Origin of the sequence: Sediminibacillus dalangtanensis, assembly GCF_017792025.1 — a bacterium.
GTDB lineage: Bacteria > Bacillota > Bacilli > Bacillales > Amphibacillaceae > Sediminibacillus > Sediminibacillus dalangtanensis.
Map to the genome: position 1 here is coordinate 2834285 of NZ_CP046956.1, position 18192 is coordinate 2852476.

Annotated in this window: 16 protein-coding genes; 2 read left to right on the forward strand and 14 right to left on the reverse strand. The window is 45.6% G+C overall.

The genetic code is table 11. The annotated features are described in order from the left end of the window. Positions 1–43: 43 nt before the first annotated feature. The 6 genes from trxB to ERJ70_RS14265 form a co-directional block, all read right to left on the reverse strand. Positions 44–994, reverse strand: a complete 951-nt coding sequence (gene trxB / locus ERJ70_RS14240; protein WP_209365480.1) for a thioredoxin-disulfide reductase — start codon at positions 992–994, stop codon at positions 44–46. Between the two features lie 119 nt (positions 995–1113). Next, on the reverse strand, positions 1114–2124 hold the full coding sequence (locus ERJ70_RS14245) for a tetratricopeptide repeat protein (RefSeq protein ID WP_245207985.1): 1011 nt from the start codon (positions 2122–2124) through the stop codon (positions 1114–1116). A 765-nt stretch (positions 2125–2889) separates the two neighbouring features. Continuing rightward, positions 2890–4563: an acyl-CoA dehydrogenase family protein gene (locus tag ERJ70_RS14250; protein WP_209365481.1), complete on the reverse strand. Its 1674-nt coding sequence runs from the start codon at positions 4561–4563 to the stop codon at positions 2890–2892. An 11-nt stretch (positions 4564–4574) separates the two neighbouring features. Further along, on the reverse strand, positions 4575–6089 hold the full coding sequence (locus tag ERJ70_RS14255; RefSeq protein ID WP_209365482.1) for a class I adenylate-forming enzyme family protein: 1515 nt from the start codon (positions 6087–6089) through the stop codon (positions 4575–4577). Positions 6090–6117: 28 nt separating this feature from the next. Next, positions 6118–6495 carry a MerR family transcriptional regulator gene (locus ERJ70_RS14260; protein ID WP_209365483.1) on the reverse strand — a complete coding sequence of 126 codons (378 nt, stop codon included), beginning with the start codon at positions 6493–6495 and terminating at the stop codon, positions 6118–6120. Positions 6496–6689: 194 nt separating this feature from the next. Beyond that, positions 6690–7496 carry a hypothetical protein gene (locus ERJ70_RS14265; protein WP_209365484.1) on the reverse strand — a complete coding sequence of 269 codons (807 nt, stop codon included), beginning with the start codon at positions 7494–7496 and terminating at the stop codon, positions 6690–6692. Between the two features lie 145 nt (positions 7497–7641). On the opposite strand from ERJ70_RS14265, the gene ERJ70_RS14270 reads away from it, so the two are divergent. Continuing rightward, positions 7642–8550, forward strand: coding sequence for a ketopantoate reductase family protein (locus ERJ70_RS14270; protein WP_209365485.1), 909 nt, complete (start codon positions 7642–7644; stop codon positions 8548–8550). Between the two features lie 538 nt (positions 8551–9088). After that, complete coding sequence (locus ERJ70_RS14275; RefSeq protein WP_209365486.1) at positions 9089–9835, forward strand: C40 family peptidase; 747 nt, start codon at positions 9089–9091, stop codon at positions 9833–9835. Between the two features lie 179 nt (positions 9836–10014). On the opposite strand, the gene ERJ70_RS14280 is transcribed toward ERJ70_RS14275, so the two are convergent. From ERJ70_RS14280 to lgt, 8 genes are all read right to left on the reverse strand, one after another. Beyond that, a complete protein-coding gene (locus tag ERJ70_RS14280) occupies positions 10015–11676 on the reverse strand; it encodes a glycerol-3-phosphate dehydrogenase/oxidase (protein ID WP_209365487.1) in 1662 nt (553 codons plus the stop codon). A gap of 249 nt (positions 11677–11925) precedes the next feature. Continuing rightward, a complete protein-coding gene (gene glpK / locus ERJ70_RS14285; RefSeq protein WP_209365488.1) occupies positions 11926–13416 on the reverse strand; it encodes a glycerol kinase GlpK in 1491 nt (496 codons plus the stop codon). A gap of 183 nt (positions 13417–13599) precedes the next feature. Continuing rightward, the gene (locus ERJ70_RS14290; RefSeq protein ID WP_209365489.1) at positions 13600–13884 is read right to left on the reverse strand and encodes a hypothetical protein; all 285 of its coding nucleotides are present in this window, start codon (positions 13882–13884) and stop codon (positions 13600–13602) included. A gap of 139 nt (positions 13885–14023) precedes the next feature. Then, entirely contained in the window at positions 14024–14527 is a 504-nt protein-coding gene (locus ERJ70_RS14295) for a GNAT family N-acetyltransferase (RefSeq protein WP_209365490.1), read from the reverse strand. 698 nt (positions 14528–15225) lie between these two features. Continuing rightward, on the reverse strand, positions 15226–15762 hold the full coding sequence (locus ERJ70_RS14300; RefSeq protein WP_209369399.1) for an acyltransferase: 537 nt from the start codon (positions 15760–15762) through the stop codon (positions 15226–15228). A gap of 5 nt (positions 15763–15767) precedes the next feature. Beyond that, positions 15768–16406, reverse strand: a complete 639-nt coding sequence (gene ppaX, locus ERJ70_RS14305; RefSeq protein WP_209365491.1) for a pyrophosphatase PpaX — start codon at positions 16404–16406, stop codon at positions 15768–15770. Beyond that, positions 16381–17340: a nucleoside recognition domain-containing protein gene (locus ERJ70_RS14310; RefSeq protein ID WP_209365492.1), complete on the reverse strand. Its 960-nt coding sequence runs from the start codon at positions 17338–17340 to the stop codon at positions 16381–16383. The genes ppaX and ERJ70_RS14310 overlap by 26 nt, the downstream gene beginning before the upstream one ends. A 17-nt stretch (positions 17341–17357) precedes the next feature. Then, a complete protein-coding gene (gene lgt / locus ERJ70_RS14315) occupies positions 17358–18185 on the reverse strand; it encodes a prolipoprotein diacylglyceryl transferase (RefSeq protein ID WP_209365493.1) in 828 nt (275 codons plus the stop codon). Positions 18186–18192 lie beyond the last annotated feature (7 nt).

Here is an 18192-nt window from a genome sequence, read left to right on the forward strand (position 1 = left end):
GGGTTAAAAAGTATTTACGTTTAACAATCCTGCTGCATCCCTTTTAATTGACGGCTTTCAATTCTTCTACCAGGTTTTCAATATAAGCCTGGGCAGACTGAGCAGCAATACTTCCATCACCAGTGGCTGTCACGATTTGACGCAACTCTTTTTCGCGAATGTCTCCGGCAGCAAAGATTCCCGGCACATTTGTTTCCATTTTTTCATTGGTCGGGATATATCCTTGTTCGTTGGTAATTCCAAGCGATTTGAATGGACCACTCAGCGGCACCATTCCGATATAAATAAATACGCCATCCGTGGAGTGCTCATACTCTTCATCTGACTTTTGATTATGAAGTGTAACACTGCCCACTTTTCCATCCTTGCCATTGATCGTTTTCACCACAGTGTCCCAGATAAAGTCGATCTTCTCATTGTCATAGGCACGCTGCTGCAGGATTTTTTGCGCCCGCAGTTCATCACGTCGATGGACAATGGTTACCTTGCTTGCAAAACGGGTTAAATAGACACCCTCTTCTACAGCAGAGTCTCCACCGCCGACAACGATCAATTCTTTGTTTTTAAAGAAAGCACCATCACATACCGCACAATAGGAAACGCCGCGGCCGCCAAGCTCTTCCTCGCCCGGAACCCCGATTTTCTTATATTGCGCACCTGTCGTGATGATCAATGCTCTCGTTTTATATTCTTTGTTTCCTGCCACAACGGTTTTATATTCTTTGCCGTCGATGACTTCCTTGATATCGCCATACGCATACTCGGCACCGAATTTTTTCGCATGGTCGAACATTTTGGTAGAAAGATCCGGCCCTAAAATATGGTCATAGCCCGGATAGTTTTCCACATCCTCTGTGTTCGCCATTTGTCCACCAGGAATTCCACGTTCCAACATCAATGTATCTAAGTCAGCCCGGGAAGTATAGACAGCGGCAGTCATGCCTGCTGGACCTGCCCCGGCGATAATCACATCATAAATTTTTTCATCGGCCATTCTCGATCAGCCCCTTTTCTTCTTCTGCATCTTTGTTTTACATGCCCATTATCATATGAATCCATGACCAGGTCTACTATTCTGCTCAACGCCATTCGGTCTTTATTCATAGTATGGATTTATTGGTGATTGTGTATCCAAGGGCCTTCGTCCTTGCTGAGAAAAGGATGGCGTTTGCAGCCTTCTTCCCAGAGAGTCAACGCTTTCGATGGATTTCCAGTATGAAAAGCTGCTATGCTGTACCATTTGTAATAGGATACATGGCCTTGCAAATAAGATTTTGGCAAAGCTTTAAACCGTTGTACCGCTTCCTGATAATGGCCGGTTCTTGCCAGTGTGACAGCCACACGCAGTTTTTGCTGGCTGTGCAGCGGATATACATTGAACAACGCTTCGATATGCGCAGCAGCTTTGTCAGATTCACCAGTCTGGAAATAAAAGACGGCTAAGTTCGTATGGCAAAACAGAGACTGCGGCTCCTGTTCAAGCCATTTTTCCTCTAACGCTATTGCTTCCGTTTCCTCGCCGGAAAAGAATAAGGCAAAACTGTATTCGTGCTTTGCAGTCACATGCTCCGGAAACAATGCCATCATCTCATGGAGCAATGGCAGGGCATGGTCCCACTCCTGCCGTTCCAGATGGTAAAAAGCGGTTTCTTGAAAAATCAACAACTCATCGTCGATTCCATCCCAGTCCTCGTCCTCTTCCTCTATATCCAGAAATTGCAACAATTCTTCGGCCTCTTGCCTGAATTCTCCTTCAGGTGCTTGTTCCAAGTATTGCTGGGCGTTTTTCATGGCATCATTCATCAGCCCTAAGTGCGCATAATTGTTGGCAATCAAATAATAGCAGTCCACATATTCTTCCCCGTGCGCATCCAACACTTCGGTCAGCACTTGGTTGGCCATATGATAAGCGCCTGCTTCTGTATAAATAATCGAAAGCTGACAGCGGAACAGTGGTTCTTCCGGTGAAGCTTCGACTGCCTTTTTCATCCACTTGACTGCAATATCAAACTTCCGTTTTTGAAAGGCTTCGACACCTTTCGTAAAATAAAAATCGCCCTCAGGGATAAAAGGGATGACTTTATCAACATTAAGTGGTGGTTTCATCTTTTGCGAAGTTTGCATTCGTCTCCCCCTGTATTACTTAATTCAACCGTATATAATAAACCGCCATGAAAGCTGACGCTCCATGGCTGTCGATAATAACAGACTGATACCGCTTGAAGTATACCACATTTGGGAAAGGTAATATATAGGAACTGACCTAAAACATGAAAACAAGCGAAAAAAGTTACGTTTTGGGGATTTCTGCACCAAATTGATGTCCTCACACCCAGAACCGCATTCTCTGATTTCCTTACAATCGGAAGAATAACCTTATAAGCAACAAGCTAACATTAGCAGCATCCTTCTTTTCGATTGGAAGGCTAACCAATCGCTTGGAAACATACTTCGCTAATATAGTTATATAGAACCATTATAAAGGATAAAAATATAGTCAGTACGCAAGTGAAAATTGGCTGCTGCTTCTATCAGTCAATTTTCTGCATTTATCTATATTCATGTGTTTTTGACAAGGCGAATAACTGCAATCCCAAGAAACAGTGGCCGCATTGAGAAACAGGGAACTGTTTTCAGCGTAGGAAATACGGTGGAGACTCCTACTGGAGGGAAAGGCCACGGTGAGATCCAACAGAGCGTTAGCTTGAGGAGGCTCACCAGCCGCCCGCGGAAAGCGCAGAGTTAGCATCCTCTTATAAAAATACATCAAAAGGAAAGAACTTTTCTAATAGAGCAAAGAAAAAGACCAAATCTTTATTTCGATTTGGTCCGCTGAATCCCCCTATATCCGTTATATTGGCAGATGGAACACCAATTCTCTTTCCTCTATTAGTTGGACACGGCTGCGTGTTGACTTGATTCGACAATCCGCTGAAAATGGCGGATTGTCATCGGATCGGTCTGATAAGTGCCGGAATTCCAAGTAGATTGCATGAAAACTTCAGCCACATCTTTGTTCCGACCATTGCTTTCAGCCGCATCTTCAAGAGCGACGACACTTTCAAAGACGGAAGCGAACTTTTTGGCGATCTCCTTGCAATAATACGACCTTATTTCCCTGTCTGCCTTTTTCACTTCTTCCAACCAATCTGCCATACGCTTTATTTCTAGCTCCAGCTGCTCACGTAATACCCGCAGACTCTCCGGAAGAGCAGCGAGCCTACGACTTACTTCCTGAAAAAACAGGTGGTCTGCTTGATATTTTTCCACAAGTCTCAGGACTTCCAAGCCTAATATATTTCCGGTACCTTCCCAAACGGTTAGCACTTGGGCATCCCGCAACAGTCGGGGAGTGACAAAATCTTCGATATATCCGTTCCCGCCATGTATCTCCAGCGCCTCATGCGCAAAGTGGATCGCCTGCTCGGCGGTCTCTTTTTTCAATATCGCAATGTACAAGCGAAGCAGGATTTGCTCTTCTTCCGGTTGATCCGAGTTAGCACAAAGCTGATCAAAACGATGGATCATAGCAAACACTGCGCTCGTCTCTACTTGTTGCTTAGCGGCAAGCGTCGTCAATGTATCCTGGATCATTGGAAAGTCCTTGAGTTTACTGCCAAAGGCTGTCCGGTTGCCTGCATAATCCCGCGCTTCCAAAAAGGCGCGTTTCATGATTCCAAGCGAAGCTACCGCATTGCAAATCCGTGATAAATTCAACGCTTCCACCATGTAAGCAAACCCCTGTTCTGCCTCTCCTACAAGATAGGCTTTGGCCCCATCAAATTCGACTTCGGCCGATGGAACGGCGCGAACTCCAAGCTTATCCTTCAAGCGGCGGATGTGCAGCTTTTGGTTCTTGCGGTTTTCTTCCCAAGGTACCAAAAACAAACTGAGTCCTTTCGTTCCTTCTTTGGCGCCTTCCATTCTTGCCAATACCATGGCGACACCGCATTGCCCCGCATTACTGGCGAAATATTTTTCCCCGTAAATCCGGTAACCGTCAGCTGTCTCGAGCGCACGGACTTGGTTTGCCCCTACATCTGAACCACCTTGCCGTTCGGTCAGGAATGTTGCCCCTTCATATAATTCGATTTCGCCAGTCGCCAGTACATGCGGCAAAAACCTTTCCTTCAATTCCTCATCGGCATAATGATCAATCAAATAGGCTGTCGCCATTGTCAACGTAACTGGACAATAAAATCCTGGTTCTGCATGGGAAAGCAAATACCCCTGGGCAAATGAATAAACGTAGTTGCCCTTTCGTCCTAAACCGGGAATTTCCTTGTGGATATATCCGACGATCCCCGTGTTGTAGGTTTCTTCCACGGTACGCTTGTAACCTTCATTCACCCAAACACGGGAAACTTCTTCTCCCAGCTTGTCGTATTTCACGAGCCGTGGCTGCCCTTCCCGATCCGTATGGATAGCCCGTTCATCGATATCTCCGGCACAATGTTCGCCAAAAGCATGAAGCTCCCTGTCCGCCCATTGATAAAATGGAACGGGCAAATACTTTTTCAACAATGAGGAAAGATGCGGATCCTCCTGATAAAAATTAGCCATGCCAATCCTCCTTAATGTTGCGGCTGTTTACGCAGCTGGCCTTTTAACAATTTACCTGTCGCGTTCCTAGGAAGCGCTTTCAATCCTTCGTATAAACGAGGTATTTTATAATCAGCTAGTTTCCCGTCAAGGAATCGTCTGCATTCGGCTGTTAAGTCCTCCACTTCCTGTTCCAGCACCACATACGCTTTGACCGTTTCACCCCAGTCAGGATGCGGAACGCCAACAACTGCGGCATCAGCAATTGCGGGGTGGCTGAGCAGCATATTCTCTATTTCTTTCGGAAAAATGTTGACTCCCCCGGATATAATGATATCTTTTTTGCGGTCGACCACCCAATAATAGCCGTCCTTATCCCGCTTTGCCATGTCCCCTGTATAAAGCCATCCATCTTTTAACGTTTCTGCTGTTTTGTCCGGATCTTTATAATACCCTTTCATGTTTCCTTCGCCCTTCAGAATTATTTCTCCTATTTGGCCCTGCTCGACTTCCTCTCCGTGTTCATCGACGAGTTTTATCTCACAGTTCAATGCTGCCCGATGGCCAATACTGCCGGCCTTGTGCGGATGATCGTTGAACCCGAGCAACGTGCCGTTCGGACCGGCTTCTGTCAGACCGTAAACACACATCAGCCTTTTTGTCGAAAACTTTTCTTGAATAAAAGTTACCTCTGATCCTGAAAGCGGAGAACCCCCGTAAACCCAATATTCCATGGAGGATAATTCATACTCCTCGATTCCGGGATGTTTGGCAGTCGCCAAGTATGCAATCGGTGCACCGAAAAAGTGGGTGGTTTTTTCCCTGGATACTGTTTCGAGCAGTAAATCCGGGCTGAAACTAGGGACAAGTACATGCACAGCCCCGACATACGTGCCTGCCACCATAAACAAATGCAGCGGAGCTGAATGACTGAGCGGCATCATATGCAGGATGCGGCTGTCCGGTTTCATCGTCATTTCGATGCAAATCATAACGGCCACAGACAAAATGTTCCGATACGTGTACAACACCCCTTTTGGCGCACCAGTTGTACCAGAGGTATATAGCAAAGCCGCTTCATCATCCTCTGTCAGTTTGCAGGATATCTCATCGGATTCCCCTTCCAGAATCAACTGGTCAATCGACAGCCATTGATCAAAGCGCCGTCCGGTTTTCGCGAATATCCCTTCCACTTTGTCGGGCAGGTTACGTACCGACGGAAATACAGCTTCATGAGTAAGGAACAGTTTGGCATCACTGTGTTCCATGATAAAAGCAGCTTCCTGTTCGACTAGCTTGGCATTGATTGGTACGATGACACCGCCAATCCGCTGGACTGCAAAATAACAAATCAAAAAATCTTTTGTATTTGGCATATGGAGTACAACCTTGTCGCCCTTTCCCAAACCTAATTCAAGCAGACTGGAACTAAGCTGATTGACAGCTGTATTCCATTGACGATAAGTCAACCGTTCGTCTGGTGTGACTATCGCCTCGTGTTCTGGATACTTTCTGGATTGGACCGCTAATAAATCCGGAATGTTCATGGTGGGTACACTCCCATCTTTATTTTTGTTATTCAGTGAGTTTTTGTCGGAACTCCTCTACCAGGGTTTCCATCTCCTCTTTGACAGCTTCCAATTCGGCTATCCGTTTCGATACCTCCTCGATTTTGTTATTGCCATACTCGATCGTTTTCAGCAGTTGCTGTTTGCCGCTTGGATCCTTGTCGAACAACTGAATCATTTCCTTTATTTCCTCCAGTTGAAAACCATACTTCTTGCCACGGAACACGAGGCGAAGCCTGGTTTTTTCCCTGCTTGTGAATAGCCTCCTGCCGCTATCTGTCCGCTTGGGCTGAAGCAAACCGATTTCTTCATAATAGCGGATCGTTCTCGGGGTGACCTGAAAATCAGCGGCAAGCTCAGATATCGTGTACGTTCTTTCCCCCATACCATCACCCTTGTCTTGTTTCTTTACTGACCGTTAGGAATGATTTCACAGAAACCTTTTACGAGCAGTGGAAGTCGTCCGTCCATAAAAGAAAGGCAGAAACCGGGATGTAATCCAATTGGTAGATATTTTTATTTATTCTTCGATGATACGTTAAGCATAGCACTTACGTTAACGTAAACTTCAATCCCTTTTTAATCTGCTGTCCTGCTTTTCAAGATGGCGAGGATGAACAATAACAGGGAATAATTGATATTTTCCGCCTCCGCCCACTCGAGGACTACAGAGTCGCCACGGGAAAACCGTTCAGCATGTTCCAATGGGATCGCGCCCGGCTTCATGAGCAGCAGCGGCTTTCCTGCTTGATCTAAAATCGAAATGAAATCCCGATAATCCTTAACAGCACGCCACCTGCTCCCGGTCTGATCAATGTAATCGAGTAAGGTTCCTTTCTTTCCTTTTGCAGGGCAAATGTACCCGATACAATCGCCCGTCTCGTTGAATACGTAAGCACGCCAAGAAAATCCGCCTCGTTTTTGCATATAAAACAGAAGATTATCTTGGTCATCCAGAAATCGGAAATTTTTAGGAAGGAATAGGCCAAAACTGTAGAAAAACCGAACAATGCGTAATAGCAGGTTGCTTTGAAAACCTGTTTCCTTCAACACACAAAGCCGCTCGTCGTCCAGGTTCATAACCGATGTTTTCGTTGAAAGGGTCCCATCTATCGCCATAATCTTATCAAGCTGTCTGCTTACTGGTATCCTTTTCTCTTTCTGCATCGTCAAATTGGCTTGCCGTCCCAGCTGCATGTCGTGTCTTCCTCTGGAAAGAACCGTCCCACCGACTATTGCCAACACGATCGATAAAAGACCCGTTTCCCATTGATGGGCGAAAAATAAAAACAGCAGGATCATACATCCACTGCCAAATAACAGAATAATACCGGTATATAATTGATGTTTTCCATCTCTTGTTAATAGTTCGGACACGTTCGTCATCTTTCTCCCTCCCCCTTGAAAAGACATACGATTATCTTTTATTTTGGTTTCAGTTGTCAGAAAAATCAAGCGCTTTTTCTGTAACCTAACACGGACTATGCTAAAATGGACGAAGAAAACGCTGCTATTTTTTGGGAGGGATTTGATGAAAATCGTCGTTGTGGGTGCTGGTGCACTCGGTGCTTACTTTGGGGCAAGATGGCAGGAGGCAGGCCAAGATGTTACATTCCTGGTTCGTCATAAAAGGGCCGATCAACTAAGAAAGAATGGACTACGGATACAGAGCCGGGAGGGGGACTACCAACTCGACAAACCGGTGCTTATTGAAGATGCGGCGGAAGTTCAACAAGCAGACCTTGTTTTATTGGCCGTGAAAGGCTACCATCTCGACGGGACACTGGACCAATTGCAAGTCTTGGTAGACAAAGGGGCCAAAGTACTCCCTGTCCTGAACGGAATCGAGCATCTCCCGATTCTCCAGGAGAGACTCGGAAAAGACGCAGTGCTAGGCGGCTTGTCTTTTATTATTTCTACGCTGGATGAGCAGGGCGGTGTCGACCATACCAGCCCGTTCCACGAGCTCGTTTTCGGCCCGTTGATACCGGAGCAGGAAGAAATCTGCCGGGAAATCGCTGCGGTTTCCGAAACCGCTAATTTTACAGCCAGGTGGAGTGAGGACATCGAAACAGATATGTGGAAAAAATATATGTTCATCACGTCATTTTCCGGTATCACCACTGCTGCAGACCTTCCAATCGGAACCATCAGAAACCACCCGGAAACGTTCGCCGTCGCCAAAGCGATGCTGGTAGAAATGAAGCAGCTTGCCAATAAACAACAAGTCGACTTGACCGATGACCATGTCGAGCAGGCAATCCGACAATTGAACGGACTGGACGACGCTGCTACTTCTTCGATGCATCAAGACCGGCGAAAAGGCATTAGTTTGGAGGTTGAGCATTTACACGGAGGCGCCCTTCGACTAGCTGCTAAAGAGCAAATAGAACTTCCGACAATACGTGCCATTTTTGGACTTATCAAACCATTTGCCTGATTCTGGTTAATTGCCTATCTTTTGCTAGACAGTGGATGAAGTGCGTTTCCTTCGGTGCTCCGCTCCCTTTTGCACTTCATCAACCCGATGAAGTGCGTTTTCGATGGCTCTATGTTTCTTTTGATTTCTTGATGAATTCAGGATTCCCCCGGAAAAACAATTACTGCACCAATTACTTATTCATCCTGATAGGAGCTACTTTTTTATCAGCATCGCCATATCTCATCAGCCCTTATTTCCTTTAGCCGTTGGTTCCGGACTCATACAACTCTTTTTCGTGAACTTGGCGCTGCATGGTACGTCCTGCTAACTTCGAGTGTTGTTCAGTTTTTGTCGGTGCGCCTTACGTACAAGAAATCGTTCAAGGCATTCCGGTTATTCAAACAGATGCGTTTGACTATGCCTAGTAGTTGCTCTCACTAAGACTCAAGATGTATTTTCGCAGAAGTTTCGCCTGTTTTTGGAAATTATCTATACAAGGATTGGAAAACATAGTATATTGTCACCAGGTACTAAATATCTGACATGAGGTGGCATTATGCAAGCGGTTTATATCGTGCTGACAAACACAGGATCCCTGATCAACTGGGCGTTAAAATCGGTTACTTCCGCTCCTTATAATCATGCGTCATTAGCCTTGGACAAAGACTTCAGCCGCATTTACAGCTTTGCTAGACGGGAACCGCTCAATCCTTTCTGGGGCGGTTTTGTCAGAGAAGACTTCGTCAAAGGAACGTTCAGCTGGTATCCCGACTCCACTTGTGCGGTGTACCGGCTCATGCTGACTTCCAGAGAATATCGAAAACTCGAGCGGATCATCTCCGTCTTTGAGAAAAAGCCGAAACGGTACTTGTATAACTATGCCGGCCTTGTCGGCATTCCGATAAACTATCCGATTGAAATGCCTGCTTCCTATTTTTGCTCGCAATTTGTCGCGGAAGTGTTAAGCAGGGCGGGGCATCGGTTATTCTCCAAGCGCAGTGCCCTGATCACTCCGGAGGATTTTCGCCATCACCCCGAGCTGGAATTGATCTATCAAGGGGGGGTATATCAGTATCCGGATTTGTATTGTCAAGAAATATACCAGCCGAAACAGTATCAAAACTTCCCCTTCCGGAAGTACATGCTGCAGCAGCTGGATACAGAAATTCTCCGGCTGATGGATCGTGAACATAAACAATATTATTTCCGCGATGGCTTTTTAAAGCCGAAAAAGATTTACTTAACTCGGCAGATCGGCAAAGTAAAACATGTCAAAAAACTGTGGAAAGGATTTATCGGATAGGAAATAGCGTGGGTTTTGAGAGACCGTGCGCTCCAACTCAATTAATGGAGAAGACTCCTTTAAGCTATGTCGCGGTTGCTATCAAAAGTATAAAAACTGGAAAAGCAACAAAACCCTCGAAAAGGGCCATTATCTAAAAAACCGAGCCGTCTGTTTGAGCGGCTCGGTTTTTCATTTGCTTAGGCAACCGGATGAACTGCTTCGTTCAACAGCTGATCCAGTTCTTCCGTATATTCAGTTTTTTGCTCGTTGGTATAATTGAAAGTCTTCGCCAGATAATCGATTACATTATCCTTATGTTCCCGAACCCAATTGATATGGAAGAACAGAGCACCTGTTCGGCGGACAAAGAAGTCAACCGGTTTATAGATCAGTTCCTCGTCAATCGCGTAGCGGAGCTGCGCGAACACAAGCGGTTCGATACCGGCTTCGGCAGTCTCATTTTGCAGGTCCGTATACATTGCGAAAACCCGCTCTACATTGGATCCATAGGTATCGACAAGCGAAGCTGCTTCTTCTCCTGTCAACCCAAGAGCGGTTCCTTCGTTGACTTTTTCTTGTTTGAATTTTTCAAACCCTTTGGACCCGCCGACGTCTCCGCCGGAAATTGGCATATGCAGCGTTTCAGAAGAAGAATAGAGAACTCCTTCTTCCTCCTTCAATTGCTTAACAACCAAATCTACTGCACTGATGGCCATTTTCCGGTAACCAGTGAGCTTGCCTCCTGCCATGGAAATCAAACCAGAATCCGATACAAAAATTTCATCCTTACGCGAAATCTCTCCTGGATCCTTGCCCTCTTCTCCTATCAATGGACGTAACCCGGCCCAGCTTGATTCCACATCATCCGCTGTGATTCCAACTTCCGGGAACATATAATTGATTGCTTCAATTATATAATCGCGATCTTCCACGGTCATGACCGGGTGAGCGATGTCTCCTTCATAAGCTGTATCGGTTGTTCCGACATAGGTTTTCCCTTCACGCGGGATGGCAAATACCATCCGGCCGTCCGGGGTGTCAAAATAAATCGCCTGGGTAAGCGGGAAGGTTTCACCGTCAAAGACAAGGTGGACACCCTTTGTCAGCTGAAGTGTTTTCCCTTTTTTCGATCCGTCTTTCTCCCGCAGTGTGTCGACCCAAGGACCCGCGGCATTGACGATTTTTTTTGCATATACTTCTTGTTGTTCGCCTGTCGTCAAATCTTCAATCACTGCTCCGGAAACTTTGCCCTCTTTATCGTAAATAAACTCGGTAACTTTCGTATAGTTGATGGCATGCGCTCCCTGCTCAGCAGCTTTTTTCATCACTTCCAGCGTAAGCCGGGCATCGTCTGTTTTATACTCGACATAATAGCCTGCTCCGCGTAATTCATCTTTTTTAATCAACGGTTCACGCTCCATTGCTTCTGAAGCAGAAAGCATCGTTCTTCTTTCGCTTTTTTTAACTCCGGCAAGAAAATCGTAAACCCGCAATCCGATATTCGATGTAAACGGACCGAACGTTCCACCTTTATGGAAAGGAAGCATCATCCATTCCGGTGTGGTAACATGCGGACCGTTCTCGTACACGATCGCCCGTTCCTTCCCTACTTCTGCAACCATTTTCACTTCAAATTGCTTTAAATAACGGAGACCGCCATGGACCAATTTTGTGGAGCGGCTTGATGTTCCGGCAGCAAAATCCTGCATTTCCACCAATCCCGTTCTCAGTCCTCTTGTCACAGCATCTAAAGCAATCCCTGCCCCTGTGATACCACCACCGATAATAAATAAATCAAGCGGTTCTTTCGTCAATTCCTCGAAAATTTCTTGCCTGCGCAAGTTAGAAAATCTAGCCATTTTCCGACACTCCTTTATTCTTCACGGCTGAGAGAAATGATCTTATCTATTCTTTACCCGAAACAGGCCTGGTTCATGTACCATAATCAGAAATCAGCAATTTTTCCGGGACAAATAGGAAGGTAAAAAAAGAGACCGCGACAACTTCTATAGGTATCCCCATAGAATTGTGCGGTCTCTCCACTTCTCCGGCCGTTTCTTATTAACTTGATTTTATTATAGCACGAGCTGTTTCCGTTGCATAGTATTTTACTTGAATACTTGTGTGGCCTCGATTGCTTTTTTCCATCCGCAGTAAAGTTCTTCTTTTTCCTTTTCGTCCATTTCCGGTTCAAATGTCTTCTCCATTTTCCAGTGTTGCTTCAACTCTTCTTTGCTTTCCCAATATCCTACTGCCAATCCTGCCAAATAAGCCGCTCCCAGGGCTGTTGTTTCCGTGACAGCCGGCCTTTCAACCGAAACACCGAGCATGTCGCTTTGGAATTGCATCAGAAAGTCATTTTTAACTGCCCCGCCATCGACGCGCAGTGATTTCAAGTCCATGTTGGCATCTTCGACCATGGCGTCCACTACATCTTTCGTCTGATAGGCCAATGCTTCCAGTGTCGCGCGGACGATATGTCCTCTTTCCGTTCCGCGGGTAAGACCGAACATAGCACCACGGGCTTCACTGTCCCAATATGGCGTGCCCAGCCCGACAAAAGCCGGTACCATGTAAACCCCGGACGAATCGGTGACACGCTTGGCATATTCTTCGCTTTGTGGCGCGTTTTCAATAATTTTCAATCCATCCCGCAGCCACTGAATTGCAGATCCAGCAACAAAAATACTACCTTCCATCGCGTATTCGACTTTTCCATTCAATCCCCAGGCAAGCGTGGTCAACAAACCGTGGTCAGACTTAACAGCTTTATCACCTGTGTTCATCAAAACAAAGCAGCCGGTACCATACGTGTTTTTCGCCATTCCGTCGTCGAAGCATGCCTGGCCGAACAAGGCTGCATGTTGATCGCCCGCTGCTCCGGCTATCGGGATTTTATGCCCGAAAAAGTGGTATTCGACGGTTTCCGCATAAACCTCGGAGGAATCCTTCACTTCTGGAAGCATGCTTTTCGGCACGCCGAGTATGTCCAGTAGTTCCTCATCCCATTTCAGTTCATGGATATTGAACATGAGAGTACGAGATGCGTTAGAATAATCGGTTACGTGCGCTTTTCCTCCGGACAGCTTATAAATCAGCCAGGAATCGATTGTTCCAAACATTAAATCCCCGTTATCGGCCTTTTCCCTGGCACCTTCCACATTGTCAAGAATCCATTTGACTTTGGTACCGGCAAAGTATGGATCGATCAACAGCCCCGTTTTTTCACGGAACAAATCATTGTAGCCTTGTTCCTTCAATTCCCGGCAAATCGGCGCCGTCTGTCTGGACTGCCAAACGATTGCCTTGTAAATTGGCTTGGCCGTATTCCGATCCCACACAACGGTCGTTTCCCTTTGATTGGTAATCCCGATTGCCGCAATGTTTTCTGGTTCCGCATCCGACTTGCGCAATACTTCGGCAATACAGGAAGTGATTGATGTCCAGATTTCGTTGGCGTCATGCTCGACCCAGCCCGATTTCGGGAAAAACTGTTGAAATTCCCTTTGGGCCGTCTCGACGATTTCACCCTGGTGATTGAATAAAATGGCTCTTGAGCTCGTCGTTCCCTGATCGAGTGCCATTATGTACTTTTCCATAGCTCATTCCTCCCATATTATTGAATGTAAACGTTTGTTTTGATATATTTCCCCATTCTATGGTCCTACTAACCCTTTTCTTCAAGAATGGGAGAATTTCTGCAGAAACAACAAGATAAAAGTAAAGGAGAATCAGTATAGTAAACAACCGAGAATAAACTTAGTAAAGCATCCCCTATTAATTCACATGTTTATTTTTATATAAATAAGAAAAGCACCAATTACAACTATAATAAGAAGGAGAATATAATATATTCCTGTAAAAACTCGCTTTTCTTTCCTTGTAAAAGGTAATTCGGATTCTGCATAGCGAATATAACTTACCAGAGCTAAAATCGTTAATAATGCAAGAAACTGTCCGATGAAATCTGAGGCCAAGATAAACCGTAAACCGATGAAAGCCACAAGGAAAACACCAATATAACCAAGGCCGGTATAAAAGTACAATTTTTTCTTCTCTTCTGTCATCATTTCCTCCCTGTGCAGCAATAACTTGTTTGGTTGGAAAAGAATAGGGGCTCGTTTCATAGACTCAATAGACGTCCGTATTCAGGTTTAACTGCAAGTTCTTTTCCCAGGTATGGAATAATGGTAAGTGGATTCCTATCTAAATATCCCGCCGATACCTCAATGAAAGGTAATCTTCTCCATCGACGTTACCATAGGCCTCTCTTTCGCAGACAAAACGGAATCCCATCGCTTCATAAAAGGGAATCCCTTTATTATTACCTTTTAACACGGACACCCATTGCTCCTTTGCACCCTTTTGGCGCTGAACTTCTGTTAAGTGGTTTAACAATTTAGTTCCTATTCCTTCTCTTCGGCGGCTGGGATCCAAATAGAAAACAAAGACCTCACTCGTTTGTTCCCCAGTCATTCCGCCGCCAATTGCCCCTACCACTTTACCATTATCGAGTGCTACAAAGTAACCGTCCCAGCCTTCTGCTTCATCTAATTCACGACGGATACGGTCCTCATTATAAAATGCATGGTCATTCCTTCTTAAATTTTCCGGACTTTTGATATGGCCGATAGCGGCCCATCTTCCCTCTATACATACTTTAGAAATACCCTCCACATGTTCTGGCAGTCCCCTTTTCACTTCAATCATGTTATCCTTCCTTTTTTCTTTTTTCATGATTAATTTCTAGAAAAAGAACTGCTTTTCCTTTTTGAAAAATGCATTTTCCTGATCTTTCCTACCACTACCGCGTTTCTGTAGAAATAACCAAAAGAGTTTGGAACAAAAGCATCGCCATCAAAGCAAAAACCGAGCGAATTCTAAATGCCAATCAAATTCGTTCGGTTTTTTAGTTGTATATTCTCTTTTTATCCTGTTGTTTGATAAGTGCATCCTATCGCTATGTTTCCGTGGTCTGATGTCCCCATGGTCAAGACAATAGGAACCATATTCTTCTATTGGCTGATAAGTATCTAAACAGGGAAGAAGACGAAAAATCAGCATGGCGGTCCTTTATTTTTTTAGAAATTAGACTATGGCATAAAAAGGCGGTTTCCATGCAGCTCAGCTTTCTACCTGTAACGGTAATAGGCAAACGGAAATCACACCAGAAAAGAAAGTATCTCCTTCAACGGAGGCAAGGTGCGCAGACTCCAGCGGGATGCGCGCGAGCTGAAGATCCACTTGGCAAAGCGGTATGCTTTGCCAGAGTTGTACGATACCTAAGAACAAGGTTAGACCGGTTAACTTTTTGTTAAGTCCGTTCGCATATTATTAAAAATATAAAAACCGAACAATTTGTTCGTCTATGTTTTGATCACTATGCTTTTTCCCAGCTCTTTCATTCCTTATTGTTCATCCTTCTGAAAAAACGTATCCTCAACCTGCCGTTTATCCAGCTCTTCCTTGGAATAGATGACACGCATCGGGTTTCCGCCAACAAAGGTTCCTGCTTCTACGTCTTTATGTACGAGCGTTCCCGCTGAAACGATGGCGCCGTCTCCGATGGTAACTCCCGGCAAAATCGTTGTGTTGGCCCCGATCATCACATTTTCTCCGATGACGACTTCTCCGAGACGATATTCACGGATCAAGTATTCATGTGCCAGAATCGTCGTATTATAGCCAATAACCGTATTTTTACCTACCGAGATTTTTTCCGGAAACATAATGTCCAACATAACCATTAAAGCGAAAGCCGTCTGGTCGCCGACCTTCATCCGCAGAAAAGTCCGGTACATCCAATTCTTCGCGGACAAAAACGGTGTGTAACGGGCAACCTGGATGACTACAAAATTTTTAACCACCTTGAGAAACGGAACAGTTTTGTAAATATGCCATAGCGAATTGGCCGTATCCACCCGATACCGCTCGGTTTTACGCACACTCATCACACTCCCAGTATGTCCCTCAAATCGCTCATCTTTTCCAGCATGTAATCAGGGTTGTATGATTGCAGAAATTCCCGCCCTTTAATCGTCCAGGCTACTCCGGCAGTATGGGTGCCCGCATTATGGCCTGCCTCGATGTCATGATAGTTATCCCCTACCATTAAGGTCTCGGAGGCTTTCGCGTTCAGTTCCTGTAAAGCTTTCAAAATCGGTTCCGGATGCGGTTTGGCGTGGGTGACATCCTCTAAGCCTATCACGGTTTCAAAGAGATGATCCATGCCGGTCAATTTCAGTCCCATCATCGCCGTCGATTTGACTTTGGTTGTGACGATTCCAAGCTGATAGCCTGCCTCATGCAGGTGCGTCAACGTTTCGACAACGGTAGGATAGGCCGTGACGTAATTGTCGTGATTTTTCAAATTATGCTCACGGTAGGTGGCAATCATCTCATCCACCCTATCCGGGTCGATTTTCATGAAACTGTCTTTTAACGGCGGGCCGATAAACTCCAGTATTTCCTCTCGGGCATAAGGTTGTTTTGTATACTTGCCCAGCGTATGGGTGAAGGAGGCGATAATCAGCTCATTGGTATCAATTAATGTTCCATCTAAATCAAAGAGTATCGTACGAATGTTCATTTGCGGGCTCCTTTCTCTGTCTCGATTCTGCCCTGTTCCAAAAATAAGCAATTGCCGCCGTCAATAAAATTGCTGTCGCCAGTCGAATGGCCAACAGTGGCCATACTGGTATGCCTAGCGGTACAAAAACCAGCGTATCCTCTACAACCGCATGACAGGATACGAGAAAAATCAGTGCTAAATACATATCCTTTTTCGATACACCGTCTTCCTTGACCGCCTGGATCATCAAACCTGCACCATAAGCAAGGCCAAGTGTCAAACCGGCAACCAACGTCATCGATGCATTTTTTTCCATGCCAAGAAACCTGGTGAACGGAGCAAACCAGTTGGATAGTTTATCCATCCAGCCAAGCTCCCGGAAATACTGCATAAATACCATCAGCGGAATCACGATCAGCGCCAGCTGTAATACACCCATGGCAGCTGTCTGCAGTCCTTGCGTAAAGATTCCTGTCCACGTATCGGGGACATGTTCCGCTTTGGAAATCAAACCATATTGGGCAAGCTCTCCGCCGCCTTTCCAAAACAGGTTGATCAACAATGCGGCAGCCAACGCAAGCGAAACACGGACACCGACGACAATCCACCAGCTGACACCTACCTTGGACGCCACAGTAGATTCTATCAACAAGTTATGGGAAAATGACATCATCACAGCCATGATGAATACTTGCTTGACCGAAAAATCAAAGGAAACAATCGCTCCGATACCAGCATACAAGTTCAGCAAATTCCCGAGGACAAGCGGGACCGCTGCCTCGCCGGATAAGCCGATCCATTTCATCATTGGGCTGAGCAAGTCCATCAACCATCCTAAAACCGGCGTAAAGCGTAAAATGGTCACAATCAAGGTGACAGGAAAGATGACCTTTCCCAAAGTCCAGGATAGCGACAATCCTGCCTTGAACCCGCGTTGTAAAATTCCAGTCATGTGCCTTCCCTCTTTCTTCAGACTTTTCTTCCGTTGTATAATCTATCTGCCCTGCCGGAATAACGACGGTAGATAATCAATGCGATTCCGAGTATAACTAATACAATCGAAATGACCTGGGCGGTACGCAGCTGGCCGACAATATACAAACTGTCTGTTCGCATGTCTTCAATAAAGTAACGTCCAATCGAATACCAGATGACATAACTTAAGAATACTTCACCACGCCTTGGGTTGAATCGGCGCAACACCAACAGCAGCACTAAACCAATCAAGTTCCAGACCGACTCATACAGAAATGTCGGATGATACATCACCCCACCGATGCACATCTGATTGGTGATAAAATCAGGAAGGTACTGCAAAAAGTTATCGTAAGCAGCTTGCGAAACCGGACCGCCATGGGCTTCCTGGTTCATAAAATTGCCCCAGCGGCCGACTGCCTGCCCGAGAATGATGCTAGGTGCTGCAATATCCGCCAGCTGCCAAAAAGAAACCTTTCGTACCCTTGCAAATATGATCGCGGTGACCACAGAACCAATCAGTGCTCCGTGAATCGCAATGCCGCCTTCCCAAATGGCAAAAACATCCCACCAGGTACCGCCATCATAGCGATCCCATTCAAAGATGACATAATAAATCCGTGCCGAAATGATGGCAATAGGAATCGCAAACACAATCAAATCGACAAATAAATCTTTATTTAAACCGAGCCGGTCTGCTTCTCGCGTTGCCAGCCACAGGCCGAGAAAAGCTCCAGCCGCAATAATCACTCCATACCAATAAACTGTCAATGGTCCTAATTCGAAAAACACGCGATCAAGCGCGGGTTCTCTACACGTCAAGTCGTCC

Coding starts and splice junctions, on each gene's coding strand:
- ERJ70_RS14280 (WP_209365487.1), bottom strand. CDS start 11,676: ATGGCTAGATTTTCTAACTTGCGCAGGCAAGAAATTTTCGAGGAATTG.
- ERJ70_RS14310 (WP_209365492.1), bottom strand. CDS start 17,340: ATGACTGGAATTTTACAACGCGGGTTCAAGGCAGGATTGTCGCTATCC.
- ERJ70_RS14245 (WP_245207985.1), bottom strand. CDS start 2,124: ATGCAAACTTCGCAAAAGATGAAACCACCACTTAATGTTGATAAAGTC.
- ERJ70_RS14265 (WP_209365484.1), bottom strand. CDS start 7,496: ATGACGAACGTGTCCGAACTATTAACAAGAGATGGAAAACATCAATTA.
- ERJ70_RS14275 (WP_209365486.1), top strand. CDS start 9,089: ATGCAAGCGGTTTATATCGTGCTGACAAACACAGGATCCCTGATCAAC.
- trxB (WP_209365480.1), bottom strand. CDS start 994: ATGGCCGATGAAAAAATTTATGATGTGATTATCGCCGGGGCAGGTCCA.
- ERJ70_RS14255 (WP_209365482.1), bottom strand. CDS start 6,089: ATGAACATTCCGGATTTATTAGCGGTCCAATCCAGAAAGTATCCAGAA.
- ERJ70_RS14260 (WP_209365483.1), bottom strand. CDS start 6,495: ATGGGGGAAAGAACGTACACGATATCTGAGCTTGCCGCTGATTTTCAG.
- ERJ70_RS14290 (WP_209365489.1), bottom strand. CDS start 13,884: ATGACAGAAGAGAAGAAAAAATTGTACTTTTATACCGGCCTTGGTTAT.
- ERJ70_RS14250 (WP_209365481.1), bottom strand. CDS start 4,563: ATGGCTAATTTTTATCAGGAGGATCCGCATCTTTCCTCATTGTTGAAA.
- glpK (WP_209365488.1), bottom strand. CDS start 13,416: ATGGAAAAGTACATAATGGCACTCGATCAGGGAACGACGAGCTCAAGA.
- ERJ70_RS14295 (WP_209365490.1), bottom strand. CDS start 14,527: ATGATTGAAGTGAAAAGGGGACTGCCAGAACATGTGGAGGGTATTTCT.
- ERJ70_RS14270 (WP_209365485.1), top strand. CDS start 7,642: ATGAAAATCGTCGTTGTGGGTGCTGGTGCACTCGGTGCTTACTTTGGG.
- ppaX (WP_209365491.1), bottom strand. CDS start 16,406: ATGAACATTCGTACGATACTCTTTGATTTAGATGGAACATTAATTGAT.